This is a genomic window from Streptomyces luteireticuli, from assembly GCF_041519305.1.
In the GTDB taxonomy this organism is placed as follows: domain Bacteria; phylum Actinomycetota; class Actinomycetes; order Streptomycetales; family Streptomycetaceae; genus Streptomyces; species Streptomyces luteireticuli.
The window spans coordinates 1,711,487-1,736,858 of the sequence record NZ_CP167927.1 but is presented as its reverse complement, the minus strand read 5'-3'; the positions used below and the strand labels follow the sequence as shown (position 1 = coordinate 1,736,858).

The 25,372-nt window shown below is 72.3% G+C and carries 29 protein-coding genes; 19 read left to right on the top strand and 10 right to left on the bottom strand.

The window, feature by feature from the left end; translation table 11 throughout:
* Nucleotides 1–3 precede the first annotated feature (3 nt).
* Nucleotides 4–765, top strand: coding sequence for an SDR family NAD(P)-dependent oxidoreductase (locus AB8735_RS07035; protein ID WP_372406120.1), 762 nt, complete (start codon nucleotides 4–6; stop codon nucleotides 763–765).
* A complete protein-coding gene (locus AB8735_RS07030; RefSeq protein WP_344022334.1) occupies nucleotides 744–1,829 on the top strand; it encodes a low specificity L-threonine aldolase in 1,086 nt (361 codons plus the stop codon). The genes AB8735_RS07035 and AB8735_RS07030 overlap by 22 nt, the downstream gene beginning before the upstream one ends.
* A gap of 203 nt (nucleotides 1,830–2,032) precedes the next feature.
* Here the strand turns inward: AB8735_RS07030 and AB8735_RS07025 are convergent, their stop codons facing one another.
* Nucleotides 2,033–2,755, bottom strand: coding sequence for a lysophospholipid acyltransferase family protein (locus AB8735_RS07025; RefSeq protein ID WP_344022336.1), 723 nt, complete (start codon nucleotides 2,753–2,755; stop codon nucleotides 2,033–2,035).
* A 220-nt stretch (nucleotides 2,756–2,975) separates the two neighbouring features.
* Between AB8735_RS07025 and AB8735_RS07020 the strand changes: the two genes are divergently transcribed.
* From AB8735_RS07020 to AB8735_RS07000, 5 genes are all read left to right on the top strand, one after another.
* Nucleotides 2,976–3,305, top strand: coding sequence for a TlpA family protein disulfide reductase (locus AB8735_RS07020; RefSeq protein ID WP_372406116.1), 330 nt, complete (start codon nucleotides 2,976–2,978; stop codon nucleotides 3,303–3,305).
* Between the two features lie 229 nt (nucleotides 3,306–3,534).
* Complete coding sequence (locus AB8735_RS07015) at nucleotides 3,535–4,077, top strand: flavin reductase family protein (RefSeq protein ID WP_372411787.1); 543 nt, start codon at nucleotides 3,535–3,537, stop codon at nucleotides 4,075–4,077.
* A gap of 205 nt (nucleotides 4,078–4,282) precedes the next feature.
* A complete protein-coding gene (locus AB8735_RS07010; RefSeq protein WP_344022340.1) occupies nucleotides 4,283–5,068 on the top strand; it encodes an electron transfer flavoprotein subunit beta/FixA family protein in 786 nt (261 codons plus the stop codon).
* Nucleotides 5,069–5,117: 49 nt separating this feature from the next.
* On the top strand, nucleotides 5,118–6,080 hold the full coding sequence (locus AB8735_RS07005; protein WP_344022342.1) for an electron transfer flavoprotein subunit alpha/FixB family protein: 963 nt from the start codon (nucleotides 5,118–5,120) through the stop codon (nucleotides 6,078–6,080).
* Nucleotides 6,081–6,233: 153 nt separating this feature from the next.
* Complete coding sequence (locus AB8735_RS07000) at nucleotides 6,234–7,526, top strand: aldolase (RefSeq protein ID WP_372406113.1); 1,293 nt, start codon at nucleotides 6,234–6,236, stop codon at nucleotides 7,524–7,526.
* On the opposite strand, the gene AB8735_RS06995 is transcribed toward AB8735_RS07000, so the two are convergent.
* The gene (locus AB8735_RS06995) at nucleotides 7,474–8,046 is read right to left on the bottom strand and encodes a class I SAM-dependent methyltransferase (protein ID WP_372406111.1); all 573 of its coding nucleotides are present in this window, start codon (nucleotides 8,044–8,046) and stop codon (nucleotides 7,474–7,476) included. The genes AB8735_RS07000 and AB8735_RS06995 overlap by 53 nt on opposite strands.
* Nucleotides 8,047–8,101: 55 nt before the next feature.
* Here AB8735_RS06995 and AB8735_RS06990 point away from each other — a divergent pair, with 55 nt between their 5' ends.
* The 3 genes from AB8735_RS06990 to AB8735_RS06980 are packed head-to-tail and all read left to right on the top strand — an operon-like array spanning nucleotide 8,102 to nucleotide 10,165.
* Nucleotides 8,102–8,905 (top strand): helix-turn-helix domain-containing protein, encoded by an 804-nt coding sequence (locus AB8735_RS06990; protein ID WP_372406109.1) that lies wholly within the window; start codon nucleotides 8,102–8,104, stop codon nucleotides 8,903–8,905.
* 32 nt (nucleotides 8,906–8,937) lie between these two features.
* The gene (locus AB8735_RS06985; protein ID WP_372406108.1) at nucleotides 8,938–9,714 is read left to right on the top strand and encodes a helix-turn-helix transcriptional regulator; all 777 of its coding nucleotides are present in this window, start codon (nucleotides 8,938–8,940) and stop codon (nucleotides 9,712–9,714) included.
* A 43-nt stretch (nucleotides 9,715–9,757) separates the two neighbouring features.
* Entirely contained in the window at nucleotides 9,758–10,165 is a 408-nt protein-coding gene (locus AB8735_RS06980) for a hypothetical protein (RefSeq protein WP_344022352.1), read from the top strand.
* Between the two features lie 10 nt (nucleotides 10,166–10,175).
* On the opposite strand, the gene AB8735_RS06975 is transcribed toward AB8735_RS06980, so the two are convergent.
* Nucleotides 10,176–10,742 carry a TetR/AcrR family transcriptional regulator gene (locus AB8735_RS06975; RefSeq protein WP_372406105.1) on the bottom strand — a complete coding sequence of 189 codons (567 nt, stop codon included), beginning with the start codon at nucleotides 10,740–10,742 and terminating at the stop codon, nucleotides 10,176–10,178.
* 74 nt (nucleotides 10,743–10,816) lie between these two features.
* Between AB8735_RS06975 and AB8735_RS06970 the strand changes: the two genes are divergently transcribed.
* Nucleotides 10,817–11,407 (top strand): dihydrofolate reductase family protein, encoded by a 591-nt coding sequence (locus AB8735_RS06970; protein WP_372406104.1) that lies wholly within the window; start codon nucleotides 10,817–10,819, stop codon nucleotides 11,405–11,407.
* 79 nt (nucleotides 11,408–11,486) lie between these two features.
* Here AB8735_RS06970 and AB8735_RS06965 read toward each other — a convergent pair whose 3' ends face one another.
* The gene (locus tag AB8735_RS06965; RefSeq protein WP_372411786.1) at nucleotides 11,487–12,488 is read right to left on the bottom strand and encodes a LacI family DNA-binding transcriptional regulator; all 1,002 of its coding nucleotides are present in this window, start codon (nucleotides 12,486–12,488) and stop codon (nucleotides 11,487–11,489) included.
* 205 nt (nucleotides 12,489–12,693) lie between these two features.
* Here AB8735_RS06965 and AB8735_RS06960 point away from each other — a divergent pair, with 205 nt between their 5' ends.
* The 3 genes from AB8735_RS06960 (at nucleotide 12,694) to AB8735_RS06950 (ending at nucleotide 16,744) form a co-directional block, all read left to right on the top strand.
* Nucleotides 12,694–13,659 (top strand): ROK family protein, encoded by a 966-nt coding sequence (locus tag AB8735_RS06960; protein ID WP_372406101.1) that lies wholly within the window; start codon nucleotides 12,694–12,696, stop codon nucleotides 13,657–13,659.
* 271 nt (nucleotides 13,660–13,930) lie between these two features.
* On the top strand, nucleotides 13,931–15,538 hold the full coding sequence (locus AB8735_RS06955; protein WP_372406100.1) for an APC family permease: 1,608 nt from the start codon (nucleotides 13,931–13,933) through the stop codon (nucleotides 15,536–15,538).
* Between the two features lie 168 nt (nucleotides 15,539–15,706).
* On the top strand, nucleotides 15,707–16,744 hold the full coding sequence (locus AB8735_RS06950) for an NUDIX domain-containing protein (protein WP_344022359.1): 1,038 nt from the start codon (nucleotides 15,707–15,709) through the stop codon (nucleotides 16,742–16,744).
* Between the two features lie 239 nt (nucleotides 16,745–16,983).
* On the opposite strand, the gene sigJ is transcribed toward AB8735_RS06950, so the two are convergent.
* Both sigJ and AB8735_RS06940 read right to left on the bottom strand, forming a co-directional pair.
* Entirely contained in the window at nucleotides 16,984–17,871 is an 888-nt protein-coding gene (gene sigJ, locus AB8735_RS06945) for an RNA polymerase sigma factor SigJ (protein ID WP_344022398.1), read from the bottom strand.
* A gap of 84 nt (nucleotides 17,872–17,955) precedes the next feature.
* The gene (locus AB8735_RS06940; protein ID WP_372406096.1) at nucleotides 17,956–19,335 is read right to left on the bottom strand and encodes a dipeptidase; all 1,380 of its coding nucleotides are present in this window, start codon (nucleotides 19,333–19,335) and stop codon (nucleotides 17,956–17,958) included.
* 257 nt (nucleotides 19,336–19,592) lie between these two features.
* Between AB8735_RS06940 and AB8735_RS06935 the strand changes: the two genes are divergently transcribed.
* From AB8735_RS06935 to AB8735_RS06920, 4 genes are all read left to right on the top strand, one after another.
* Entirely contained in the window at nucleotides 19,593–20,837 is a 1,245-nt protein-coding gene (locus AB8735_RS06935; protein ID WP_344022402.1) for a geranylgeranyl reductase family protein, read from the top strand.
* A 349-nt stretch (nucleotides 20,838–21,186) separates the two neighbouring features.
* Entirely contained in the window at nucleotides 21,187–21,345 is a 159-nt protein-coding gene (locus tag AB8735_RS06930) for a hypothetical protein (protein WP_372406093.1), read from the top strand.
* 177 nt (nucleotides 21,346–21,522) lie between these two features.
* A complete protein-coding gene (locus tag AB8735_RS06925) occupies nucleotides 21,523–21,678 on the top strand; it encodes a hypothetical protein (RefSeq protein ID WP_372406091.1) in 156 nt (51 codons plus the stop codon).
* Nucleotides 21,679–21,719: 41 nt separating this feature from the next.
* Nucleotides 21,720–22,124, top strand: coding sequence for a hypothetical protein (locus AB8735_RS06920; protein WP_372406088.1), 405 nt, complete (start codon nucleotides 21,720–21,722; stop codon nucleotides 22,122–22,124).
* Nucleotides 22,125–22,128: 4 nt separating this feature from the next.
* On the opposite strand, the gene AB8735_RS06915 is transcribed toward AB8735_RS06920, so the two are convergent.
* The 4 genes from AB8735_RS06915 to AB8735_RS06900 form a co-directional block, all read right to left on the bottom strand.
* Nucleotides 22,129–22,713 carry a hypothetical protein gene (locus AB8735_RS06915; RefSeq protein WP_372406086.1) on the bottom strand — a complete coding sequence of 195 codons (585 nt, stop codon included), beginning with the start codon at nucleotides 22,711–22,713 and terminating at the stop codon, nucleotides 22,129–22,131.
* A 360-nt stretch (nucleotides 22,714–23,073) separates the two neighbouring features.
* A complete protein-coding gene (locus AB8735_RS06910) occupies nucleotides 23,074–23,196 on the bottom strand; it encodes a hypothetical protein (RefSeq protein WP_372406083.1) in 123 nt (40 codons plus the stop codon).
* Nucleotides 23,193–23,378, bottom strand: a complete 186-nt coding sequence (locus AB8735_RS06905) for a hypothetical protein (protein ID WP_344022413.1) — start codon at nucleotides 23,376–23,378, stop codon at nucleotides 23,193–23,195. Before AB8735_RS06905 ends, AB8735_RS06910 begins: the two co-directional genes overlap by 4 nt.
* On the bottom strand, nucleotides 23,375–23,542 hold the full coding sequence (locus tag AB8735_RS06900; protein ID WP_372406081.1) for a hypothetical protein: 168 nt from the start codon (nucleotides 23,540–23,542) through the stop codon (nucleotides 23,375–23,377). The genes AB8735_RS06905 and AB8735_RS06900 overlap by 4 nt, the downstream gene beginning before the upstream one ends.
* Before the next feature lie 237 nt (nucleotides 23,543–23,779).
* Here AB8735_RS06900 and AB8735_RS06895 point away from each other — a divergent pair, with 237 nt between their 5' ends.
* Entirely contained in the window at nucleotides 23,780–24,931 is a 1,152-nt protein-coding gene (locus tag AB8735_RS06895; RefSeq protein ID WP_372406080.1) for a helix-turn-helix transcriptional regulator, read from the top strand.
* The last annotated feature ends 441 nt before the right edge of the window (nucleotides 24,932–25,372 follow it).

Sequence of the window (25,372 nt, the reverse complement as noted above, 5' to 3'; positions counted from 1 at the left end):
ACCATGAGCACTGCGACCAACGGCAACGGTCCGCTGGAAGGCCGCGTCGTGGCCGTGGCAGGGGCGGCCGGTCCGGCCGGCCGGGCCACGCTGCTGCGGCTGGCCGAGGCGGGCGCGACGGTCGTCGCCGCCGACGCGGACGCGGCCCGCCTCGCCGAGGCGGTGGACGCGGCCCGCTACGCCCACGGCGGCGCCACGGTCACCGGCGACACCGTGGACCTGCTCGACCTGGAGGCCACGCGCGCCTGGGCCGACCGCACGGAGAAGGAGTTCGGCCGCGTCGACGGGCTCGTCCACCTGGTGGGCGGCTGGCGCGGCTCGGCGACCTTCGCCGAGACCGACCTGGCGGACTGGGCGCTCCTGGAGAAGCTGCTGATCCGCACCGTGCAGCACACCTCACTGGCCTTCGAGGGCCCGCTCGCCCGCAGCGGCGACGGCCGCTTCGTGCTGGTGAGCGCGGCCGGCGCCAGCAAGCCCACCGCGGGCAACGCGGCGTACGCGGCCTCCAAGGCCGCCGCGGAGGCGTGGACCCTCGCCCTGGGGGACGCCTTCCGCAAGGCCGGCGGCGAGGACGGGCCGAAGGCCGCCGCCACCGTCCTGATCATCAAGGCACTGGTGCACGACGCGATGCGCGCCGAGCGCCCGAACGCGAAGTTCGCGGGCTTCACCGACGTCACGGACCTGGCCGAGGCCATCGTCGGCGTCTGGGACAAGCCCGCCCAGGAAGTGAACGGAACCCGTCAGTGGCTGACTCCCCGACCGTGACCGCGACCGACGCGATACGCCGGCACGACCCGCACTCCCGCGGCTTCGCCAGCGACAACTACGCCGGCGCGCACCCCGAGATCCTCGCGGCGCTCGCGCTCGCCAACGGGGGCCACCAGGTCGCCTACGGGGAGGACGCCTACACCGGGCACCTCCAGGAGGTGTTCCGGGGCCACTTCGGGCCCACCGCGGAGGTCTACCCGGTCTTCAACGGCACCGGCGCCAACGTCGTCGCGCTCCAGGCCGTCACCGAGCGGTGGGGGGCCGTCGTCTGCGCGGAGACCGCCCACATCAACGTCGACGAGTGCGGCGCCCCCGAGCGCGTCGGCGGCCTCAAGCTGCTCACCGTCCCCACGCCGCACGGCAAGCTCACCCCCGAGCTGATCGACCGGCAGGCGTGGGGCTGGGAGGACGAGCACCGCGCCCAGCCGCAGGTCGTCTCGCTCACCCAGACCACCGAGCTGGGCACCTGCTACACCCCCGACGAGATCCGCGAGATCTGCGACCATGCCCACGAGCGGGGCATGCGGGTCCACGTCGACGGCTCCCGGCTCGCCAACGCCGCGGCCACGCTCGGCCTGCCGCTGCGGGCCTTCACCACCGACGCCGGGGTCGACCTGCTGTCCTTCGGCGGCACCAAGAACGGCCTGCTCTTCGGCGAGTGCGTCGTCGTCCTGAACCCGGACGCGGTCAAGGCGATGAAGCACCTGCGCAAGCTGTCCATGCAGCTCGCCTCCAAGATGCGCTTCGTCTCGGTGCAGTTCGAGGCCCTGCTGGCCGGGGACCTGTGGCTGCGCAGCGCGGCGCACGCGAACGCGATGGCGCGGCGGCTGGAGGAGGGCGTGCGTGGCGTGCCTGGGGTCGAGGTGCTGCATCCCGTGCAGTCCAACGCGGTGTTCGCGCGGCTGCCGCACGACGTCTCGGAGCGTCTGCAGAAGCGATACCGCTTCTACTTCTGGGACGAGGCGGCCGGCGATGTCCGCTGGATGTGCGCCTTCGACACGGCGGAGGAGGATGTGGACGGGTTCGTGGGGGCGCTGCGGGAGGAGATGGCGCGGGGGTAGCCGCTTCGCGGTGGGATGTGCCCCGGTCCCGCCCTTTCACCGTTTCCCGGGGAGACCCCGGACCCCAAGCGCCCTTCGGGCGCTGTCCTCAAACGCCGGACGGGCTGAATTTCAGCCCGTCCGGCGTTTGAGGACAACCCGCGCGGAGCGCGGCGAGAAACGGTGAAAGGGCGGGACCGGGGCACATCCCACCGCGCGCCCCACTACGCCCGCGTCACCAACTCCTCCGGCGTCGGCGCCGTCCCGCCCAGGTGTGCCGGGATCCACCACGAGTCGTCCGGCCCCTTGGGGCGCATCGGGTAGGCGCGCTGGGCCGATTCCAGGAGTTCCTGGACGCGGGCCCGCAGTCGCTCGGTGATGTGTTCCGCCGGCTCGTCCGCGTCGGTGGGCATGGGAGCCCCCACCCGGATCGACACCGGGAGATGGCTGCGCCCCAGATCCCGCTTCCGCCCCTTCGTCCACAGCCGCTGTGTTCCCCACAGCGCCATCGGCACCAGCGGCACGCCCGCCTCCTGGGCCAGCCGGGCCGCGCCCGACTTGAAGGTCTTCAGCGTGAACGAGCCCGAGATCGTCGCCTCGGGGAAGACCCCGACGATCTCGCCCGAACGCAGCGCGTTCAGCGCGTGGTTGTACGCACCCGTGCCCGCCGAGCGGTCCACGGGGATGTGCTTCATCGCCCGCATCAGCGGACCGGACACCTTGTGCCGGAACACCGACTCCTTGGCCATGAAGCGCACCAGCCGCTTCGCCGGCCGTGCCGCGAGGCCGCAGAAGACGAAGTCGAGGTACCCGATGTGGTTGCTCACCAGAACCGCCCCGCCGCGCTCGGGGACGTGCTCGGTCCCCTGGAGGTCGATGCGCAGGTCGGCCGCCTTGAACAGGGTGCGGACCGCGCCGATGACCGGGGGGTAGACGAGTTCTGCCATGGAGGGGACATCCTTCGGGGGGCCTGGGGAGAGTGCTCCCGCTGAAGTTACCGGTGAAGACACCGCTGAAGTTACGCGGTCGTAGGGTGGCGGCTTCCGGCAGATCGTGCCTGAATGTCCGGCCCGCGGGCCAGTCGGGGGACGGTCCGGAGTGGGAGATCCTCGTCACGTGGCCCGTTATGCCCGATACGGCCGTCGGCGACGGGGGCATCCTGGGCATGTGTGTGATCACGACACGGCGCGGCTGAGCGCCGAGGAGATCGGCGCGGAGCTGGGGGAGCGGGCCACGCTCGTCCTGTTCTCCAGCGCCTTCTGCCGGCCCTGCCGTGCGACGCGGCGCGTGCTCGCCGACGTGGCCGCGATGGTCGACGGCGTCGCGCACGTCGAGATCGACGCGGAGGCGCACCTCGGCCTCGTCCGGCGGCTGGACGTCGCCGCCACCCCGACCGTGCTCGTCCTCGACGCCGAAGGGCGCGTCGTGCGCCGGGCGGTGGGGGAGCCGCGCCCGGCCCATGTCATCGCCGCGCTGGGCGCGGTCGTCTCCGCGTGATCCGTCCAGGGGTCCGCCCAGGGGTCCGCCCAGTGATCCATTCCGTGATCCGTCTCCCATCCGCGCCCCGGGCCTTGACGCCCCTCCCCGCCGCTCGTCAAGGTGGCGCCATGTGGCCTGGAACGCCTGGAACCCCCGCTCGGGGACGCACACCCGCGCCCCGGCGCTGTCCGAGCTCCTGAGCGACCGCGCCCGCCCGTTCCGGCCCACTCCCGAAAAGGACCGCTCCATGTCGGCCTCGCCCGAACTCGGCACCCCAGGCACCGTCCTCGCAGGACCCGAGCTGCTGCGCGCGGTCTTCCGCCGGCACGCCGCCGGCGTCGCGGTGATAACGGCGGCGCGGGGCGGCCGCCCCGTCGGCCTGACCGCCACCTCGCTCGCCTCGGTGGCCGCCGAGCCGCCGATCGTCTCCTTCGGGGTGGGCACCGGCTCGTCCAGCTGGCCCGTGCTCGCCGAGGCCGTCCACGTCGGCGTCCACATACTCGCCGAGAACCAGCGGGAGTTGGCCGCCACCTTCGCCCGCAGCGGCGCCGACCGCTTCGCCCCGCCCACCCGCTGGACCACCGGCCCGGAGGGCGTGCCCCTGCTGGAGGGGGTGCTCGGGTGGCTGGTGTGCCGGGTGGTGGCCCGGGTGCCCGCGGGCGACCACCGGGTCTTCCTCGCCGAGGCCGTGGCGGGTGACGTGGCGGGTGAGGCCGTGGTGGGCGATGCTGCGGAAGCAGGTCGTCCACTTCTGTACCGCCAGGGGCGCTTCAACGCGTTGCGCGACTGATCCGTCCCCGCCCCGCGCCCCGGCCGCGCGTTGGACAAATCACAGTTCAGCGGCCTTGCGCTCGGGGAAAGCGATCGCTGTACTGACGAGTAACATCCTGGTCGGGGGCATCGCCCGAAGACCGGGATCCGCCCCCCGAAGGCGCCTATGCTGCCTGTCAAGGCACAAGGCAGCTACGAAATGACGATGCAGTAGGAGAGCCGGCGTGAGCTTGAGGATCGTTGTCACCGTGAAGTACGTGCCCGACGCCACCGGCGACCGGCACTTCGCCGAGGACCTGACCGTCGACCGCGACGACGTGGACGGCCTGCTCTCGGAGCTCGACGAGTACGCGGTCGAGCAGGCGCTGCAGATCAAGGAGGAGGCGGACGACGCCGAGGTCACGGTCCTGACCGTCGGCCCCGAGGACGCCACCGACGCCCTCCGCAAGGCCCTGTCGATGGGCGCCGACAAGGCTGTCCACGTCGAGGACGACGACCTGCACGGCACCGACGCGCTCGGCACCTCCCTGGTGCTGGCCAAGGCCCTCGAGCACGTCGGCTACGACCTGGTCGTCTCCGGCATGGCCTCCACCGACGGCGGCATGGGCGTCGTCCCGGCGATGCTGGCCGAGCGCCTGGGCGTCCCGCAGGTCACCCTGCTCTCGGAGGTCAAGGTCGAGGGCGGCAAGGTGACCGGCCGCCGCGACGGCGACGCGGCCAGCGAGCAGCTGGAGGCTTCCCTCCCGGCCGTCGTGTCCGTCACCGACCAGTCCGGCGAGGCCCGTTACCCGTCCTTCAAGGGCATCATGGCCGCCAAGAAGAAGCCGGTGGAGACCCTGGACCTGTCCGACCTCGGCATCGAGGCGGACGAGGTCGGCCTCGACAACGCCTCGACCAAGGTCGAGGAGGCCACGGAGCGCCCGGCCCGCACGGCCGGCACGATCGTCAAGGATGAGGGCAACGGCGGGAAGCAGCTCGCCGAGTTCCTGGCGGGTCAGAAGTTCATCTGAGCCCCGACCCCTCCCTCAACCGTCTTCAACTTCCCGCAGGAGCAACGCCATGGCTGAAGTCCTCGTCTACGTAGACCACGTGGACGGTGCCGTCCGCAAGCCCACCCTCGAACTGCTCACCCTCGCCCGCCGCATCGGCGAGCCCGTCGCGGTGCACCTCGGCGCCGGCGCCGACGCGGCCGCGCAGACCCTGGGCGAGCACGGCGCGGTCAAGGTCCTCGCCGCCGACGCGCCCGAGTTCGCCGACTACCTGGTCGCGCCCAAGGTGGACGCGCTCCAGGCCGCGTACGAGGCCGTCTCCCCGGCCGCCGTCCTCCTCCCCTCGAACGCCGAGGGCAAGGAGATCGCCGCCCGCCTCGCCGTCCGCATCGGCTCCGGCATCATCACCGACGCCGTCGACCTGGAGGCCGGCGACGAGGGCCCGGTGGCCACGCAGTCCGTCTTCGCGGCCTCGTACACCACCAAGTCCCGCGTCATCAAGGGCACCCCGGTCATCACCGTGAAGCCCAACTCCGCCGCCCCCGAGGCCGCTCCGGCCGCGGGCACGGTCGAGCAGCTCTCCGTCACCTTCGGCGCGCTCGCCACCGGCACCAAGGTCGTCTCCCGCACCCCGCGCGAGTCCACCGGCCGCCCCGAGCTGACCGAGGCCGCGATCGTGGTCTCCGGCGGCCGCGGCGTCAACGGCGCCGAGAACTTCCCGCTGATCGAGGCCCTCGCCGACTCGCTCGGCGGTGCCGTCGGCGCCTCCCGCGCCGCCGTGGACGCCGGCTGGTACCCGCACACCAACCAGGTCGGCCAGACCGGCAAGTCGGTCTCCCCGCAGCTGTACATCGCGGCGGGCATCTCCGGCGCCATCCAGCACCGGGCCGGCATGCAGACCTCGAAGACCATCGTCGCCATCAACAAGGACGAAGAGGCGCCGATCTTCGAGCTGGTCGACTACGGCGTGGTCGGCGACCTCTTCGAGGTCGTCCCGCAGCTGACCGAGGAGGTCAAGGCCCGCAAGGGCTGAGACTCCCGACGGACGACGGGGTTCCCGTGCGCGGCGGCGCGCGGGAACCCCTTTCGTACGGACCGATTCGGACCGATTCCGTATGGACCGCTTCCGTACGGCCCGCACCCCGGTGTAGCTTCAACAAACCGTTGAGGAAGGGGTGATGGGGCGATGACGCGGCATCCCACGACGTTCGGTCCCGCTCTGGCGGCCCGGCTCGGCGCGTCCCTCGCGGACGTCGACGCGGAGCTCGCCCGCCGCTACCCGGGCGACGCGGGCACCCGGCAGCCGGTGCACACGGTCTACGTCCCGGCGGACGCCGTCCGTGCCGGCACGGTCCGCTCCTGGGGCGACCGCGCCCTCGCCGCGCTCGACGAACACGCCCCCTCCGCCGACGCGTTGGCGTCCGCCCTCGGCCTGTCCCCGGACGTCGCCGGACCCGTCCACGACCGCGTACGGGCGAAACTCGCCGCCGAGCCGGTCGAGGACCTGCGCATCGACTTCGAGGACGGCTACGGCCGCCGCTCCGACGCCGAGGAGGACGAAGCGGCGCTCCACGCGGCCGGGTTGGTGGCCGCCGGGACGGGCGCCCCCTTCGCGGGCATCCGCGCCAAGTCCATGGATGCCGCCGTCCGCGACCGCGGCATCCGCACCCTCGACGTCTTCCTTACCGCGCTGACGGCGGCCGGCGGTCTGCCCGACGGCCTCGTCCTCACCCTCCCCAAGGTCACCCACGCCGAACAGGTCGCCGCGATGGCCACTCTGGCCGGGGAGTTCGAGAAGGCCCACGCCCTGGACCCCGGACGCCTCCGCTTCGAGGTCCAGATCGAGACCACCCGGGCGATCCTGGGCCCCGACGGCCGTGCCACGGTCGCCCGCTTCCTGGACGCGGGCGAGGGCCGTGTCTCGGCCCTCCACTACGGCACGTTCGACTACAGCGCGGCCTGCGGCGTCGCCCCCGCGCACCAGTCCCCCGACCACCCGGCCGCCGACCACGCCAAGGCCGTGATGCAGACCGCCGTGGCCGGGACGGGCGTCCGCCTCTCCGACGGCTCGACGAACGTCCTGCCGGTGGGGACGGGCGAACAGGTCGGCGCCGCCTGGCGGTTGCACCACGACCTGGTCCGCCGGTCGCTCGCCCGCGCCTATTACCAGGGCTGGGACATGCACCCGGGGCACCTGGTGAGCCGCTACGCGGCGGTGTACGCGTTCTACCGGGAGGGCCTGGAGGCGGCCGCGGCGCGGCTGGTCGCGTACACGGGAGGCGGGGTCGGCGGCCGCATGCTGGACGAGCCGGCGACGGCGCGGGCGCTGGCCGGATATGTGCTCCGCGGGGTGGACTGCGGAGCCGTGGGAGCGGAGGAGGCGGCCCGGGCGACGGGGCTGACACGGGGGGAGCTGGAGGGGCTCGTCATGCGGCCGCCCGATGCGCCGCGAAACGGAAGCTCCCCTCCCCGACCGTGACGGAGCACTTCTCGAAGCCCGCCATCCGCAGGCGCGCCTCCAGGGTCTCCGGCGGTACGGGCACACAGGTGTCGCCGAGATGGATGGCCCGGAAGCCCCAACTGCTCAGCGCGTCGCAGCCGGTGAAAAGACCGCCGGGGCGGAGCACCCGGTGGGCCTCGGCGAAGAGCCGGTCCTGGGCCGCGACCGACGGCACATGGTGGAGCATCGTGAAGCAGACGACGGAGTCGAACCGGCCGTCGTCCAGCGGCAGATCGGCGCCGTCGCCGTGGACGACGTCCACCCGGTCGCCGAACAGCAGGCGCAGCCGGACGGTGTAGGAGGGATCGGACTCGACGGCGGTCAGTCGTTCCGTCCGGCGGAGCAGCGCGCTGGTGGTGGCGCCGTAACCGGGCCCGATCTCCAGGGTGTCGGGGCCGAGCCGGGCGTCCTCCAGGGCCCAGGGCAGGAGTTGGTCGCGGACGGAGCGCGCCCAGCGGTCGGAGGAGCAGAGGCGGCGGTGGACGAGATTCATCGGCATGCCCCGAGGTTAGGAAGGGGGGAGCTGTGTCGTATACGCACCAGGAGGCCAACCCATGTCGCCGAACGGACAGCCGCACCGGATCCGCAGGCCCGCACCCCGGCTGGTCAACCCGCCCGGCGGGGCCGTCGCCGTGGCCAGCTTCCCGCTGGACGGCGGCGAGTGGTTCGGGCGCCACCGGCACGACGCCCACCAACTGGCGTGGGCGCCCGACGGGGTGCTGGCCGTCCGCACGCACGGCCGTACGTGGGTGCTGCCGCCGACCGTCGCCCTCTGGATACCGGCCGGCACCCCGCACTCCACCGGGGCGACGGCCTCCGCCCTGCTCCGCAGCCTGTACTTCTGGCCGGACCGCTGCCCGCTCACCTGGGACGAGCCCCGAGTCGTCCCCGTCTCCGCCCTGTTGCGCGAGCTGATCGGACACCTCGCCCAGGACGAGGACCGGCTCGGCGCCGCCGAACGGGAGCGCGCGGAGCGCGTCGTCCTCGACCTGCTGGAGCCGGTCGAGGTGACGACCGTACGGGCGCCGATGCCCAGGGATCCCCGGGCCCGCCGGGTGGCGGAGGCGCTGCGCTCCGACCCGGCGGACGGCCGGACCCTCGCGGAGTGGGGCACGGCGGTGGGCGCGAGCGCGCGGACGCTGGCGCGGGCTTTCGCGACGGACACGGGCATGCCGTTCGGGCAGTGGCGCACACAACTGCGGCTGCAGACGGCCATGCCGCTCCTGGCGGCGGGAGCGACGGTGTCGTCGGTGGCCCGGAGGGTCGGCTACGGTTCGCCGAGCGCGTTCGTGGCGGCGTTCCGGCGGGGCGTGGGCGTGCCGCCGGGGGCGTACTTCGCGCCGGGGGTACGCGGATGAGCGCCCGGACCCGCGGCGTACGGTGAGGGGTGATGTCGAGGATCCGCCACACCCCGCGCGCCATGACCGGTATACGTCCGCTCCGCTCCGGTGACGGCATAGACGCCCACTGGCACGACGAGCACCAGATCGTCTACGCCGCGCGCGGAGTGCTCTCCGTGACGACCGACGCGGGCAGTTGGGTGGCCCCGGCCACCCGCGCCATCTGGGTCCCTGCCGGGACCGTCCACGAGCACCGCGCGTACGGCGAGACCGATGTCCACCTCGTCGGGCTCCCGGCCGGGGCCGACCCCCTGGGCCTCGACCGCCCCGCGGTCCTGGGCGTCGGGCCGCTGCTGCGCGAGCTGATCATCGCGTACACGGGGGAGCCGGAGGACCGCAGCGCAGAGCGGCGCCGGCTGAGGGGCGTCCTGCTGGACCGGCTGCGGCACTCCGACGAGCAGCCGGTCCATGTGCCCGCCGCGAGGGATCCACGGCTCGCCGCCGTGTGCGCGGTCCTCCGGGAGGATCCGGCGGACGGGCGGACGCTGGCGCGGCTGGGCGCCGAAGCGGGCGTCAGCGAGCGGACGTTGACCCGGCTCTTCCAGGCCGAGTTCGGGATGAGCTTCCCGCAGTGGCGGACGCAGGTGCGGCTGCATCACGCGTTGCGCCTGCTGGCGGAGGGGCTGACGGTCACGGCGGTGGCCCACCGGTGCGGGTGGGCGTCGAGCAGCGCGTTCATCGACGTCTTCCGGCGGGCGTTCGGCCGCACCCCGGCCCAACACCGGCCGAAAAACGGCTTCATGGAGCCTTCCCGGCCGCCCGGATAATGACGGCCGTCCGCGTGTTCCTCCCTCCGGAACAGGAGCAGCGATGAAGAGACCCGGGAGACTGATCGTGGGCGCGGCGGCGCTGGTCCTCGCGACCGGCGGCGCGTTCGCCGTGTCGTCGGCGACGGCCGAGGCCGGTCCGGGCGCCCGTACGCTGTCGGGCACCACCTACTGGGCGAAGGTCAGCGCCGAGGGGACCCTGCTCGGCGGGTCGGGCATCACCGGCGTGAACCACTGGGGCGGCGGCCGGTACAACCTCTACACCAGCTTCGGCCTCGACTCCTGCGCGCTGACCGGCACGCTCAACACCAAGGGCGGCCAGGACCCGGGTCCCGGCAACTCCTCGGTGCTGGTCGGCGAGGTGTACTCCAACACGCTCTTCGTCCGCACCGCGACGCCGTCGAGCGTGGACGACGACCGGCCGTTCTCGCTGGTGATCGTCTGCCCCTGACCGGCACTCCTCAGACGATCCGCTCGACCGCCGCCTGCACGAGCCGTTCGCGCTCCTCCTCCGGGAACACGTCGGGGAGCGTGAGCTGCTCGACGATCAGCCAGTTGAGGGCGAGGTGGAGCAGCCGGACGGCCGTCGCGTCGCCGGGCAGGCCGGACTCCTCGTGGTACGCGACGTTGGCGTCGACGTCGGCGCGGACGCGCTCGGTGAGGACGGCGCGGAGCTGCGGACGGCGGGTGGCCTCCAGGCGGAGTTCGAGCAGGGCGAGGTAGCCGGTGCGGAAGGTGCTGACGCGGCCGACCAGTTCGCGCATCAGCACGGCGTACGTCTCCCGGTCGGGAGCCGCCGCCCGCTGCCGGGCGATCGTCGCCTCGTCGGGCTGGAGCCGCTGGTAGACGCGGGCGCCGGCCTGGGTGAGCAGGTCGTCGCGGTTCGCGAAGTAGTTGGAGGCCGTGCCGTTCGGCACGCCGGCCTCGGTGTCCACCGAGCGGAAGGTCAGCCCGCGCGCCCCCTCCCGGGCCAGGACCTCGATGGCGGCGTCGACGAGGGCCGCCCTTCGTTCGTCGTTCCTGCGCATCGTTGACACCACTCCAGGTGTAGTACTACGGTTCCGTTCGTCGGTCAGACTACTACGGGTGGAGTGGTAAGAGAATGCGTGAACTCGTGTACTTCGTCGGCGTCAGCATCGACGGCCGGATCGCCGGGCCGGGCGGCGAGTACGACTTCTACCCCCAGGGCGACGAGCGGCAGGCGGCCGCCTACAGCGGCTGGGTCAACGAGCGCTACCCCGAGTTCCTCCCCACGGCCTTCCGGTCCGTCGTCGGCCTGGCCGACGCCCCCAACCGGCACGTCGACACCGTGCTGATGGGGCTGGGCGCGTACCGGCCCGCGCTGGACGCGGGCATCACCAGCCCGTACGCGCACCTGCGGCAGTACGTGGTGTCGAGCACGCTCGGCGCGAGCCCGGACCCCGCGGTGACGGTGGTGGACGGCGACCCGCTCGCCCTGGTCCGGGAGTTGAAGAAGGAGGAGGGGGAGAAGGACATCTGGCTGTGCGGCGGAGGCAGGCTCGCGGGCGCGCTGCTGCCGGAGATCGACCGGATGGTCGTCAAGAGCTATCCGGTGGTGGCGGGGGCCGGAATCCCGGCGTTCGACGGGGAGTTCGACCCCACGGCGTTCGTGGTGACGGAGCGGAAGTCGTTCGGGAACGGCGTGACGATCACGTGGTACGCGCGGCGCTGACGGGGGCGGAGGGTCGGTGGCCGCTCTCGCCGGGCGGTGACGGCTGTGCAGCCGGCTCGCTCGTGAGTGCGCCGACGGATCAGAGGGCCGTTCCGGGTGCCGGGCGCAGCTCTCCCGACCCCCGGACGATCAGCCGCGTCGGGAGCTCCACGCGTTGCGGTGCGCTGTCGTCCCCCTCCAGGCGGCGGAAGAGCAAGTCGGCCGCGGTGCGGCCCAGTTGGGCGGCGTCCTGGGCGATCACGGTGACGGCGGGGGTGAGCAGGTCGGCCAGTTCGAGGTCGTCGAAGCCGACGAGGGCGACCGGGCGCGGGAAGCGGGCCAGGACGCGGACGGCCGTCGCCGTCACGCGGTTGTTGCCGGTGAAGAGGGCGGTGACCGGGGACGGGCGGCCGGTCAGCATGCGTTCCGCCTCCGCGCGGACACGGTCGGGGGACGTGGGGCCGAGCGAGACCCAGGACTCGTCCACGGGGAGTCCGGCGGCGGCCATCGCCGCGCGGTAGCCGCGCAGCCGCTCGGTGGCGGTGTGGATGCGCGGCTGGTCGCCGATGAAGCCGATGCGGCGGTGGCCGTGGGCGATGAGGTGGGCGACCCCTTCGCGGGCGCCGCCGAAGTTGTCGGAGAGGACCGTGTCGGCGGCCGTCAGTCCGCCGGGGCGGTCGACGAAGACGGTGGCCAGCCCGGCCGCCGTCTCCGGTTCGAGGTAGCGGTGGTCGTCGCCGGCGGGGACGACGACCAGGCCGTCGACGCGGCGGGCGCACAGCGCCAGGACCAACTCCCGCTCCCGCGCCGGGTCCTCGGCGCTGGAGCCGTTGATGAGCAGGGCGCCGTGGTCGCGGGCGACCTCCTCGACGGCGCGGTTGAGCGGGGCGTAGAAGGGGTCGGCGAGGTCCTCCAGGACCAGGCCGATCGAGGCGGTGCGGCCCTTGCGGAGCACGCGGGCGCTGTCGTTGCGGCGGAAGCCGAGGGCGGTGATCGCCTCCTGGACCCGGTGCTCGGTCTCGGCGGTCACTCCCGGCTCGCCGTTCACCACCCGGGAGACGGTCTTGAGGCCGACTCCGGCGCGCGCCGCCACGTCCTTCATGGTCGGCCGGGCCCCGTAGCGCGGGCGGGGGAGGGGAATCGAGAGGGGGCTGCGGGTCCGGTCGGACACGGGCGGTGCGTCCTTCTGTGTGCCTTCGGTGGGCGGTGACGTCGAGCATAGAACCTGGACAACGTTGTCAACAGTGGGGAGACTGGCGGGAAAACGACGGCGTCGGAACCGAGTCGAATGGGAGAAACCGTCCGGTATGCGAAGCCTCTCCGGCGACCTCGTCGCCGCCCTGGACATCGGTGGTACGAAGATCGCGGGGGCGCTGGTGGACTCGGGTGGCGCGCGCCTGCGGACCGCGCGGCGCCGTACGCCGGCCGAGAAGGACGCGGCGGCGGTGGCGGGCGCGGTGGCCGAGGTCCTCGACGAGCTGAGGGGCGCGCCCGAGTGGCCCCGGGTACGGGCCGCAGGCATCGGCAGCGCCGGGCCCGTGGACGCCTCGCGCGGCACGGTCAGCCCGGTCAACATCCCCGGCTGGCGCGACTTTCCGCTGGTCGACGAGGTGCGACGGCTGACCGGCGGCCACCCGGTGGTCCTCGTCGGCGACGGCGTCGCGATGACGGCGGCCGAGCACTGGCAGGGGGCGGCGCGCGGCTGGGCCAATGCGCTGTGCATGGTGGTCTCCACGGGGGTGGGGGGCGGCCTGGTGCTCGACGGCAGGCTGCATTCCGGTCCCACGGGCAACTCCGGGCACATCGGGCACATCAGCGTCGATCTGGACGGTGACGCGTGCCCCTGCGGGAGCCGCGGATGCGTGGAGCGCATCGCCAGCGGGCCGAACATCGCGCGCCGCGCGCTGGACGCGGGCTGGCGGCCCGGGCCGGACGGCGACGCGACCGCCGCCGGTGTCGCGGCGGCGGCCCGTGCCGGCGACCCGCTGGCCCTCGCCTCCTTCGACCGCGCCGCCCGGGCGCTGGCGGCCGGCATCGCCGCGACGGCGGCGCTGGTCGAGATCGGGGTGGCCGTGGTGGGCGGTGGTGTGGCGGGCGCGGGGGACGTCCTCCTCGCGCCCCTGCGCCGACACCTGCGGGACTACGCGGCGTTGTCGTTCACGGCAGACGTCGAGGTCGTCCCGGCGATGCTGGGCTCCGACGCCGGCCTGGTGGGCGCGGCGGCCGCGGCGGCGGAGCAGGTGGGGATGTGGGGCAGGAGGCGAGCCAGCTGACACACCGTCAGAAAAGATCGCGCCAGAGCGGCGGACGGCGGCACGTGCCGTCAGGCCCCGGGGAGGCGTCCCGGGGACGCGCGACTCCCGTGCCCGGGGCGGGACTCCGCCCTGTCCGGGACGGGACTCCGCCCTGCCCCGGGCGGGGATCAGTCCGTCCCGCCCTCCGCAACTCCGCAGGTGCAAAGCCGCGGGAAGTGATCACCCGTCGCCTAGGTTGAGTGGTCCATGCACGCGTGCGCCGTCGAGGCGCCTCGGACAGGGGGACAACGTGTCAGCGGATCAGGCGGCAGTGCCGGACACCGGTGCGGGGGATGCGGCTGTTCAGGAGGGGCGGCTCCGGCGGGACCTGGGGTTCTGGGCGCTCACGGCGATCGGGTTCTCCAACATCGTGGGGTCGGGCTGGCTGTTCGCGGCGATGTACGCGGCCCGGACGGCGGGGCCCGCGTCGTTGCTGACGTGGGTGGGGGCCGGGGTGCTGTGCGGGCTGGTCGCCCTGGTGATGATCGAGCTGGGTGCCTCGCGGCCGGAGGGCGGCGGTACGGTGCGCTGGCCGCTGTACGCCTCGGGGCGTCTGGTCGGGACGCTGGTGGGCTGGTCGGTCCTGCTGTCGGTGGGCGGTACCGCGGCCGAGATCAGCGCGATCATGCAGTACGCCGACCACTATCTGCCGGACCTCTACAGCGGGCACCTGCTCACCCCCACGGGCCTGGGGGTGGCCGTCGGCCTGAGCGTCCTGCTGACGGCCCTGAACTGGTTCGCGGTGCGGATGTTCGCGCGGCTGAACAACCTGGTGTCCGTCTTCAAGGTCGCCGTGCCGGTGGTCACGGTCATCGCCCTGTTCGCCTCCGGCTGGCACTCCGGCCGGCTGACCGACCACGGGGGATTCGCGCCGTACGGTTACGCGGCCTGTCTGTCCGCCCTGGCCGGCGGCGGCATCGTCTACTCGGTCAACGGTTTCCAGGCGCCCCTCGACTTCTCGGGCGAGGCCCGCAATCCCCGCCGTACCATTCCGGCCTCCGTGCTCACGGGCATCGGTCTGGCGCTGCTGATGTATCTGGGGCTCCAGTTGGCCTTCCTCTTCACCGTTCCCGAGGGGCTGCTCGGCGACGGCTGGAAGGGCGTCAACTTCGAGTCGCCGTTCGGACAGCTGGCCCTGATCCTCAACCTGCACTGGCTCTCCAGCCTGCTCTACGCCGACGCGGTGCTCTCGCCGGGCGGTTCGGCGTACGTCGGGGTGGCCCTCAACGCCCGTCACACCTATGCGCTGGCCAAGAACCGCACCCTGCCGCGGGCCTTGATGAAGGTCGACCGGCGTTCCGGCATCCCGCACCGGGCGCTGCTGCTGAACCTCGGCGTGATCGTGGTCTTCCTGCTGCCGTTCGGGGAGTGGCAGAGCATCGTCAGCATCATGGGCGACATGTACCTGTTGATCTACGCGGCCTCGGCCGTGGCGGTCGCCGTCTTCCGTGCCGACCCCGGCACGCGGATGGCGGGGTGGGTGCCCGGTCTGCACTGGATCGCTCCGCTCAGCTTCGTCGTGGCCAGCGAGTTCGTGTACTGGTCGGGCTGGCACGACCTGCGGCTGGCGCTGCCCCTCGTCCTGGCCGGGCTGCTGATCTTCCTCGGCATGCGGCGCTCCGTCCACGACGGGCCGCTCGCCGGTGAACTCCGCGACGGTGCATGGCTGTTGTGCTATCTGTCGGGGCTGACCCTGCTGTCGTGGCTGGGCACCTTCAAGGGCTCGGGCCGTCTCCCGGCGCCCTACGACTCCCTCACCGTCGCGCTCTTCGCCCTGGGTGTCTTCTTCTGGGCGGTGCGCTCGGGCATCCGGCACCGGACGTCGGCCCCGCGGCAGCCCGCACCGGCCGCGGAGTGACGTTCCTCCGCCGCCCCGGAAGTCCTCCGGCCGGGAGTGACGGAGCCGGTTCAGGGCAGTCACAACGTCGGGACCGCGCACACCCAACGGCCCCATCCCGCTCGTGGACACTCCCGTGGCAAGGTGTTCCGGGCACCGCAAGGGGGCCTTACGGAGGAGGGGGGAACCGTGATCGTCTGGCTGAACGGCGCGTTCAGTGCGGGCAAGACCAGCACCGCGAAGGAGCTGACCGGGCTCATACCGGACAGCCACCTCTACGACCCCGAGGTCATCGGAGGCGCCCTGCGTCACCTCCTGCCGCCGGGGAGGATGCGGGAGGTGGGGGACTATCAGGACCTGCCGGTCTGGCGGCGGCTGGTGGTCGACACGGCGGCGGCGCTGCTCGCCGAGGTGGGCGGGGTGCTCGTCGTCCCCATGACCCTGCTGCGGCAGGAGTACCGGGACGAGATCTTCGGGGGCCTGGCCGCGCGCCGGATCCGGGTCCGGCATGTGCTGCTGACCGTTGACGAAACGATACTGCGGACGCGGATCGAGGAACGGGTGGAGGATCCCGGCGACCCCGTCCGCAGCGAGTCCGTCCGGCAGTGGGCGCGGGACCATGTCGCGCCCTACCAGGAGGCGTTGTCCTGGCTGCGCGGCGACGCGTTCGTCGTCGACACCGGTGCGCTCGCCCCGCGCGAGGTCGCCGCACGGGTCGCCGAGGCCGTCCTCGACGGCACGGCGGCACCGTGCCAGATCGTCGAGACGCCCGAGCCGAAGGCCGAGACGCTCGCCGCCGGGGTGCTGCTCTTCGACGAGCACGACCGGGTGCTGCTCGTGGACCCCACCTACAAGCCCGGCTGGGAGTTCCCCGGCGGGGTCGTCGAGCCGGGGGAGGCACCGGCCCGGGCCGGGATGCGGGAGGTCGCCGAGGAGATCGGCATCGAACTCCCCGAAGTGCCCGGACTGTTGGTGGTCGACTGGGAGCCGCCCCGGCCCCCCGGCTTCGGCGGGCTGCGCTTCCTCTTCGACGGCGGACGGCTCACCGAGGCCGAGGCGCGGCGGCTGCTGCTCCCCGGCGCGGAACTGCGCGGCTGGCGCTTCGTCACGGAGGACGAGGCGAGCGCCCTGCTGCCGCCGGTCCGGCTGAACCGTCTGCGCTGGGCGCTGCGGGCGCGGGAGCGGGGGCGGCCGCTGAACCTGGAGGCGGGGGTGCCGGTGGGCTGACGGGCGCCGGTCCGTCGTCCGCCGCCCGAATCCCCGGACGTAGTAGGGGAGTCGGCAGGGCAGGGCAGGGGCGCGGCAGCCGGTCGGGCCCCGGGGCGTCCCCGCCGTCGGCTCCCGCCCGTACCGGGGCGGCGTGCCGGACCCGCCCCGGCGCGCGTCCGGGGACGGGCCGGCCGCCGCGCGGACCGGGCGGGAGCCGACGGCAGGGGCGGGCCCCCGGACGCGCGCCGGCGGCGGCCTCAGCGGTCCAGCACCGTCAGATCCAGCCGCGCCAGCCGCTCCGGGTCGGTCAGGATGTCGAGCTCGACGACCCTGCCCCGCGCGATGGTGAAGGCCAGGACCGAGAACGGCTCGCCGTCCACCGTCGCGACGACGCCCGCCGCACCGTTGACGAGGGCGGGGCGCGCCGCTCCCGCGATGCGGGAGAAGGTCATCGCCCCGGAGGCCACGGCCTCGGCCCCGCGGACCACGCTGAACGGGCGCAGCGCGCCGCCGTCCGCGCGGAGCACGACGTCCGGGTCCAGGACGGCCATCAGCGCCTCGAAGTCGCCCCCGCGCGCGGCCGCGAGGAACGCGTCCACCACCGTGCGCTGACGGACCGGGTCCGTTTCGGCGGCCGGAGCCGCGCCCTGGACCCGGCGGCGGGCCCGGCTGGCGAGCTGCCGGGCCGCGGCCGGAGTGCGCCCCACGACGGGCGCGATCTCGTCGAACGGCACGGCGAACATGTCGTGCAGCACGAACGCCAGCCGCTCCGCGGGGGCCAGCGCCTCCAGCACCACGAGCAGGGCCAGGCCCACCGAGTCGGCCAGCAGCGCCTGTTGCTCGGGGTCGACGCCGTCGGCGCTGCTGATGACCGGGTCGGGCAGCCGCGCCGGTTCGTCCACCGGCTCCTCGCGCCGGGCGGTGCGCGAGCGCAGCATGTCCAGGCAGACCCGGCCGACGACGGTCGTCAGCCACCCGCCCAGGTTCTCCACCGCGTCCGCGTCCGACCGGCTGAGCCTGAGCCACGCCTCCTGCACCGCGTCGTCCGCCTCGCTGAGCGAGCCGAGCATGCGGTAGGCGACGGCCCGCAGGTGCGGGCGGTGGCCCTCGAAACGCCGGGCGAGGAGGTCGCTGTCGCTGGTCATCCGTACATGTTCCGTTCTCGGTGCGGCGGGGGCGCGGACGCGCCCCTCACCACCCTGACGAAGCCGGTCCGCCGAATGTGACCGTCAGGCCCGGCTCTCCGCGTAATTCACCAGGAACAGGGCCTCCGCCAGCGACAGCCGCTCCAGCTCCTCCGGCGAGACGCTCTCGTTGACCGCGTGGATCTGGGCCTCCGGCTCGCTCAGGCCGATGAGCAGGATCTCGGTCTCCGGGTAGAGCGCGGCCAGGGTGTTGCACAGCGGGATGGAGCCGCCCATGCCGGCGGTCTGCATCTCCTCGCCCGGGTAGGCGACGCCCATGGCCTCGGCCATCGAGGCGTACGCCGGGCTGCTGGTGTCGGCCTGGAACGGCTGGCCCTGGCCGATCTGCTCCGTGGTGACCCGGGCGTTCCACGGCACCGCCGACTCCAGGTGCGCGCGCAGCAGCTTCGTCGCCTCCGCGGCGTCCATGCCCGGCGGCACCCGCAGGCTGATCAGCGCGCGGGCGCTGGCGTGCACGGACGGGGTGGCGCCGACCACCGGCGGGCAGTCGATGCCCAGGACGGTGACGGCCGGGCGCGCCCAGAGGCGGTCGGCCACCGTGCCGGCGCCGATGAGCGAGACGCCGTCGAGCACCTTCGCGTCGGAGCGGAAGTTCTCCTCCGGGTACTGCAGGCCCTCCCAAGTGCCCTCCGGCTCCAGGCCGTTGACGACGGTGGAGCCGTCGGGGGCGCGCAGCGAGTCGAGGGTGCGGATGAGCGCGGCCAGCGCGTCCGGCGCGGCGCCGCCGAACATGCCGGAGTGCAGATTGCCCTCCAGGGTGTCCACCTGGACGCGGACGAGCGTCATGCCGCGCAGCGTGGCGGTCACCGTCGGCAGGCCGAGCCGGAAGTTGCCCGCGTCGCCGATGACGATGGCGTCGGAGGTCAGCAGCTCCGGGTGCGCCTCGGCGTAGTCCTGCAGGCCGCCGGTGCCCTGCTCCTCCGAGCCCTCGACGATCATCTTCACGCCGACCGGCACCCCGCCGTGCTCCTTGAGCGCCCGCAGCGCCGTCAGATGCATGATGAAGCCGCCCTTGCAGTCGGCCGCGCCGCGCCCGTACCAGCGCCCGTCACGCTCCGTCAGCTCGAACGGCGGGGAGAGCCACGCGTCCTCGTCCAGCGGCGGCTGCACATCGTAGTGCGCGTAGAGCACCACCGTCGGGGCGCCCTCGGGGCCGGGCAGGTAGCCGTAGACGGACTGCGTGCCGTCCGGGGTGTCCAGCAGCGCGACGTCCTGGAAGCCCTCGGCGCGCAGCGCGTCCGCCACCCAGTTCGCCGCGCCCTCGCACTCGCTCTTGGGGAACTGCGCCTCGTCCGCCACGGAACGGAACGCGACCAGTTCGGTCAGCTCGGCCTTGGCGCGGGGCTGCAGGGCGGCGACGGTCGCCGCGAGCGCGGCGGAATCCGGACGGGGACGGGTCTCCATGGGAACGCTCCTCGGGGGCACGGCGTTGGGTCGTACGTACGGACGATGACGCCCTCGATCCTTTCATGGCCCCTCGCCGCGGTCCCCGCGTGTCCCCCCGGCGGCTTCCGGTCCGGGACTTCCGGTCCGGGGCTTCCGGTCCGGGGCTTCCGGTCCGGGGCTTCCGGTCCCGGAGGCCTCCGCGGCGGGCCGTAGGATGCGGGCGTCAGGCCCAGGTCGGTCACGAAGTCGGTCACGAAGCGGGAGTGGAAGCACAGGTGAGCAGCGACAACGCAGCGCGGGAAGCGGGGCGGGACGTGCCGGGGGAGAGCGAGCCGGTCTGGGACGTCGTGGTGGTGGGCGCGGGCCCCGCGGGAGCCTCCGCCGCCCTCGCCGCGGCCGGCGCCGGACGCCGGGTGCTGCTCCTGGAGAAGGCCGAGCTCCCGCGCTACAAGACCTGCGGCGGCGGCATCATCGGCCCGTCCCGCGACGCCCTGCCGCCCGGCTTCGAACTGCCGCTGCGCGACCGGGTGCACGCCGTCACCTTCTCGCTCGACGGGAAGCTCACCCGCACCCGCCGGTCGAAGAAGATGCTCTTCGGGCTCATCAACCGGCCCGAGTTCGACGCCCGCCTGGTCGAGGCGGCGCGGGCCGCGGGCGCCGAGGTGCGCACCGGGGTGACCGTCTCGCGCGTCGAGCAGCACGGGCCGGCCGTGCCCGACCGGCGCACGGTCGCCGTCGTCCTGGGGGACGGGACGACGGTGCTGGCCCGCGCGGTCGTCGGCGCGGACGGCAGCGCCGGGCGGATAGGGGCGCACGTCGGCGTGAAGCTCGACCAGGTGGACCTCGGCCTGGAGGCCGAGATTCCTGTCCCGCCGTCGGTCGCCGAGGACTGGAAGGGCCGGGTGCTCATCGACTGGGGCCCGCTGCCCGGCAGTTACGGCTGGGTCTTCCCCAAGGGCGACACCCTCACCGTCGGCGTGATCTGCGCACGGGGCGAGGGCGCCGGGACGAAGCGCTACCTCGACGACTTCATCGCCCGTCTCGGGCTGGCCGGCTTCGAGCCCAGCATCTCCTCCGGGCACCTGACGCGCTGCCGCTCCGACGACTCCCCGCTGTCGCGCGGGCGGGTCGTCGTCTGCGGCGACGCGGCCGGGCTGCTGGAGCCCTGGACCCGCGAGGGCATCTCCTTCGCCCTGCGTTCCGGGAAGCTGGCCGGGGAGTGGGCCGTGCGCATCGCCGAGGCGCAGGACGCGGTCGACGCCCGTCGCCAGGCCCTCAACTACGCCTTCGCGATCAAGGCCGGGCTCGGCGTCGAGATGGGGGTCGGCCGTCGCGTCCTGGCCATCTTCAGCCGGAAGCCCGGCGTCTTCCACGCGGCGGTGACGGGGTTCGGGCCGGCGTGGCGGGCGTTCGCGAAGGTGACGCGGGGGCAGACGACGCTGGCGGAGATCGTGCGGGCGCATCCGGTGGCGCGGCGGGTGGTGTCGGCGGCGGATCGGTTGCCGGCGCGGGTGGAGTAGGCGGGGGTTTGCCCCTGGCCCGCCCTTTCGCCGTTTCCCGCAGGGGCTGCGCCCCTGCGGCACCCCGCTGCGCGCTGCCGCGCGCGGGGGCCGCGCTTCGCGCGGGTGGGCGGGGCTTCGCCCCTGCGCCCCACCGGGGGCTTCGCCCCCTGGCCCCCGAAGCGCCCTTCGGGCTCCCCCAGAGGGGGCACCCCCAGTCCTCAAGCGCCGGACGGGCTGAAGTACGCGCCCGCGCCTGAAAACCTCACGCCGGAAATCCGGCCCGGGCGCATAAACCAGCCCGTCCGGCGCTTGAGGACGAGCGGCGGAGCCGCGACAACGGGGTCCGGGGCGCAGCCCCAAGGAAACGGTGAATCCCGAAGCTCGTAAGCCGGGCGGGCGGGATGTCGTCGGCGCCGGGGCCGTGGTTGCCCGGATGACGGTCGGCCCGCTGGCACGCTCGATGCGACGCACGACGGTGGGCACTGTCGTGGTGGCCGGGCAGGAGGAACAGCGCACGGCCGGGTGAACATCCGGGGTGGTCACGGGGAATGGGTTGGCGAGGCTCACGCGGATACCCCCGTCATGCGCTCGTACTGCTCGAACTGGTCGCCCTCGTACCTCACCGGGTAGTCCACACTGCTCGGGCCGGACCAGCCCTTGCGCCAAGGGGGGACGGGGACCGGGGCGGGCAGGGGCGTCTTTGATGCAGACGTACGGGGTTGCGCGGAACACCGCCAGGAACGCCGTGCGCTTCCTTCTCGACGAGGGGTACCTCTACACGGTCCCGCAGCGCGGTACGTACGTCCGCAATCAGAGCGACGCCCCCAAAGTGAACTGGCTCCCGTGCACCTGCCGGTAAAGCCGGCGCTCGGGGACACCGAGCAGCACTAGGCTCCCGCCATGGCTGACGCGTTCATTGCTGACGACGTCCATCACTTGGCGTGCGGTGTCTGCCCGTCGCGTCGGCTTCCGCTCGGCGAGTTCGACGTCAACGAGCGACCGACCCGGGACTGCCCGTTCAACCCTGCGGACGGCTACCGCTACACGGCCGACGGGGTCCCGGTCTGCGTCCATCCGCACAAGGTCGGACTCCCCGTCGGCAAGTACAAGACCGACGGCACGGCGCTGCAAGTGAAGCTCCAACTCCCCAACAGCGAGGCGGAATTGGTCCCATACTTGCACGATGTGCTGTACGGCGCAGCGCCCGTCCTGCTCGATGATTTGATCGCGCAGGCCACGGCCGAGATTCCCCGGGTCTTCCCGGCCGTGGATGTGGTGGCGACGCTGCGCCGCGCTCTCGGCTAGCCGGTCAGACGGCTACAGGCTCGCCGAAGTCGATCACGTGGGCCTGCCCCATCTTGAGGAAGCCCGCCTCCTCGTACTTCGCGCGGAGGATATCGAGTCGGCGTTGTGCCTCGGTGTGATCGATCCAGTAGCGCTCCGGCGGGGCACCCCAAGCGAGGGTGTACACCTGGTGCGTGTAGTCGCCCGTCCGGTAGTCCGTGTGCTCCTGGTCGGTCTGGTGGATGACCTGCACCCCGGTCCGTGCCGTGATCCGTGCGAGCAACTGCGGTTGAGCGATCATGGCGTGGGTCATCTCGTCCACCGGGATCGCGACCGGGATTTCCGATACCCGTTCGTCGTCGGTCATCTCGTAGACGGCCGCTTTGAGGGACAGGGCGCGGAGCCCTTCCTCCAGGAGCGGCGTCTTGTCGGCCTCCTGGTCGTACTTGCTGATGACCGGGGCGCCGGCGAAGCATGACCAGTCCTCGTCGTACTTCAGAGACGCCGCCTCGAAGGCGGGGAACTCGACGTCGGCCTTGATTGCCGACAGGATCTCCTTGGAACGCTCTGCAACCCGTGTCGGGTCGGGGAGGTTGGGGGATCGTTCCACTGCACTCTCCTTCTTCGGGATGTGCGTTCTTGTTTGACCCGCCCAGGCCACGGCTTGTTCGGGTTCATGGTCGGGGCAGTGTGCCTGGCACCTTGCCGGGAAGCCCGGGAGCGTGGAACTGGGCCCCTCGTCACGTCCAACAAGGTGCGGCGTGACCCGCCCGGCTGACGTTCATCCACGAGCCCAACCGGGAGGGGGCGTTCTCGTCCCGCCGAGGCCTGGTTGCCACCCGACGGGACGGAGCCTTGGGAGCCTTCTGGCTGTCCCCTGAAGCCCGGCCGGCCGCGCAGGGGCAATGGCCGACCAGGCGCCCGCCTCTGCTGGCGGCACCGACACAGGGGCTCTGGGCAAAGCCCTGCATCAGCCAGCAGCGGCGGGGGTCTGGATGAGCGCGAGCGGTGTCACCACGGCGGTGACCCCGACGACGATGAGCGCCGGGGCGACGGTGCGCCGGGCGTACCGGTCACTCGTTCCGGTGGTCACCACGCCCCCGGGTGCCGGGTCGTGTGGTGCTTGATGTAGGTGCCCGAGAACTTCTGCGCCTTCGTTTCGTCGCCGTTCGCTCGCGCCGTTCGCCACGTGGCGTCGAGCCGTACGCAGGGGGCGCAGCCCTTGACCGGGGTCGGCATGGCCGGGGGTCCGCTGCTGTGCGGCAGAGGGATCACGGGGCGTTCCCCTTGCGCTGGCCGGTGTCCGGCGACGGGCAGTCGGCGGGATCGGTGTCACGGTGGGTGCGATGGCACGTCGGGCACGTGCGGTTGGTGTCCGGCGGGCGGGTGACCCCGACCAAGGGGCGGGGGTACTGGTAGACGGGGCGTAGGTCAGTCATGGGCGTGCCCCAGTGCCCAGTTCTGGGCGGCTCTTGCCTTTGCTTTGTCATGGCTGCCTGCCTCTTTCAGGTGGTCCATGCCCCCGGACGTTCGCTGCGTCGCGGGGGGCGCTTGCGTCTGGCCACCTAACCGGAGCGCGGTGAGCAGGACCACGGCAGAACTGCCGCACCTGGGCAGCACGTTGGCTGCACGGAGTACCCTGACCAGGGAAGACAGCAGCCGGACGGAGTGCGGGCATGGCAGGCAGGCGGAAGCGCCTAGCACAGCGTCGGAAGACGTGCGGCTACACACAGGAGTCGTTTGCTGAAGCTCTGCGGGTAGATCGCAGCACGGTGCAGCGCTGGGAGCGTGGGGAGGTTGAACCCCAACCGCACCAGCGGCCAAGGGTGGCGAGACTTCTGCAAGTTGAGCCCGAAGAGCTGGAAACACTGCTGACGCCTGACACCCTGGCGCTACCCGCTCTCAACAGCGACAGGGGAGACGGCTTTACGCTCGCCATCCGTGGAATGTCGCAGAGCCTTATCGTGCTGGACAACGAAATGAACGGCTTACCAATTGCAGACGCGGCTGCACGTTCCTTCAAGAAGGTTCACCGCCGTCTAGGGGAAGGTGACTACGATCGGAAAGTGGAACACGATATCCAGGCAGCGGCAGCCGAGTTGGCCGAAGTTGCAGGATGGGCGCTGTTCGACGCCGAGAAGCAGAGCGCTGCTCGCAGATTCAATCAAGAAGCCCTGTTCCTGGCGAAGCTTTCAGGGGATCGAGCCATTGAGTTACTGGTCATGCAGAACATGGCAATGCAGGCGGGGTGGGTAGGGCGCCCCCGTGAAGAATTAGCGATTGCTCGGTCCGTTATCGAACGGGGGCGAATCTCCCCCCGCGTTGAAGCCATTTTTAGGGTTCGCGAAGCGAAAGGACTGGCCGGGTCGGGACAAGAATCGGAATCCGTCCGGTCCTTCGGTCTCGCCCGCTCCCTCCTCCAGGACGGCGAGCGTAGCAGTGATCCGGCTTGGGCATGGTGGGTTACGGCAGATGAGATTGACGGACATCAGGGATTTGCTTTCCAGGAATCTGGACAGTGGAAGAAGGGGATCCCCTACCTTCAAAGGGCTGCGCGCCAGGAAGCGGGGGCGGAAGTAGGGTATAGAGCCATCTCTGCTGTTCGCCTTCTTCAATGCTTCCTGGGGGTGCATGCGTGGCGGGATGCTGAAGACTTGGCCGTGTCGATCATCCCCATTATTGGTGAGACATCGTCTGCCCGCACGCTTGGATTGCTCAGCAATGCTGCGCAAAACGGGAAGTCCATGCATGCGGCCCCGGATAACCTACGGGACGCGCTGGCTCACATTGAATCCGTACTAGAGGAAGACCCGTGCGAAATCTCATGACAGCGAAGGCCCCTGGTGCTCAGTCCCATATATCCGACTCTTCGTCCTCGGTGTCTGGCGCAGGGATAGCGGTGTGGGGGCTTGGAGACAGCCCCAACTCGCGTACCGGCCGTGACCTCCAGGACAGGGACGACTCGTCGCCACTCCTCCGGAGCCACTTCCCGGCACTGGATGTTCGCTGTTTCAACAGCAGGATCGGGCGAGGACTTGAACACCTCGGACCAGTTCGGTTCAGCAAGGACTGCGCGCGGCATGATCACGCCTTCTTTGATCGCAACCTTTGAGGAATTACCCTCGCGGACCTGCTGAAATGCAGGTGTCGGCCGGTGCCTGTCGGCCATGCAACCTCCTCTTCATGTCATGAAGCCTTTCGTTGGGGCTGCCGCCCGGTTGAAGCCGCGCCGTCTCCCGGTCGTGGCACGTCGCGCACAGCGGACGCAG

Excerpts from the sequence above, each read along its gene's own strand:
- AB8735_RS07015 (WP_372411787.1), top strand. The coding sequence starts at position 3,535 with ATGTCGGCCTCGCCCGAACTCGGCACCCCAGGCACCGTCCTCGCAGGA.
- AB8735_RS06990 (WP_372406109.1), top strand. The coding sequence starts at position 8,102 with ATGTCGCCGAACGGACAGCCGCACCGGATCCGCAGGCCCGCACCCCGG.
- AB8735_RS06980 (WP_344022352.1), top strand. The coding sequence starts at position 9,758 with ATGAAGAGACCCGGGAGACTGATCGTGGGCGCGGCGGCGCTGGTCCTC.
- AB8735_RS06900 (WP_372406081.1), bottom strand. The coding sequence starts at position 23,542 with ATGACTGACCTACGCCCCGTCTACCAGTACCCCCGCCCCTTGGTCGGG.
- sigJ (WP_344022398.1), bottom strand. The coding sequence starts at position 17,871 with ATGACCAGCGACAGCGACCTCCTCGCCCGGCGTTTCGAGGGCCACCGC.
- AB8735_RS06975 (WP_372406105.1), bottom strand. The coding sequence starts at position 10,742 with ATGCGCAGGAACGACGAACGAAGGGCGGCCCTCGTCGACGCCGCCATC.
- AB8735_RS06985 (WP_372406108.1), top strand. The coding sequence starts at position 8,938 with ATGTCGAGGATCCGCCACACCCCGCGCGCCATGACCGGTATACGTCCG.
- AB8735_RS06925 (WP_372406091.1), top strand. The coding sequence starts at position 21,523 with ATGCAGACGTACGGGGTTGCGCGGAACACCGCCAGGAACGCCGTGCGC.
- AB8735_RS07000 (WP_372406113.1), top strand. The coding sequence starts at position 6,234 with ATGACGCGGCATCCCACGACGTTCGGTCCCGCTCTGGCGGCCCGGCTC.
- AB8735_RS06965 (WP_372411786.1), bottom strand. The coding sequence starts at position 12,488 with ATGAAGGACGTGGCGGCGCGCGCCGGAGTCGGCCTCAAGACCGTCTCC.
- AB8735_RS06920 (WP_372406088.1), top strand. The coding sequence starts at position 21,720 with ATGGCTGACGCGTTCATTGCTGACGACGTCCATCACTTGGCGTGCGGT.
- AB8735_RS07025 (WP_344022336.1), bottom strand. The coding sequence starts at position 2,755 with ATGGCAGAACTCGTCTACCCCCCGGTCATCGGCGCGGTCCGCACCCTG.
- AB8735_RS06960 (WP_372406101.1), top strand. The coding sequence starts at position 12,694 with ATGCGAAGCCTCTCCGGCGACCTCGTCGCCGCCCTGGACATCGGTGGT.
- AB8735_RS06970 (WP_372406104.1), top strand. The coding sequence starts at position 10,817 with ATGCGTGAACTCGTGTACTTCGTCGGCGTCAGCATCGACGGCCGGATC.
- AB8735_RS06940 (WP_372406096.1), bottom strand. The coding sequence starts at position 19,335 with ATGGAGACCCGTCCCCGTCCGGATTCCGCCGCGCTCGCGGCGACCGTC.
- AB8735_RS07005 (WP_344022342.1), top strand. The coding sequence starts at position 5,118 with ATGGCTGAAGTCCTCGTCTACGTAGACCACGTGGACGGTGCCGTCCGC.
- AB8735_RS07035 (WP_372406120.1), top strand. The coding sequence starts at position 4 with ATGAGCACTGCGACCAACGGCAACGGTCCGCTGGAAGGCCGCGTCGTG.
- AB8735_RS06895 (WP_372406080.1), top strand. The coding sequence starts at position 23,780 with ATGGCAGGCAGGCGGAAGCGCCTAGCACAGCGTCGGAAGACGTGCGGC.
- AB8735_RS06995 (WP_372406111.1), bottom strand. The coding sequence starts at position 8,046 with ATGCCGATGAATCTCGTCCACCGCCGCCTCTGCTCCTCCGACCGCTGG.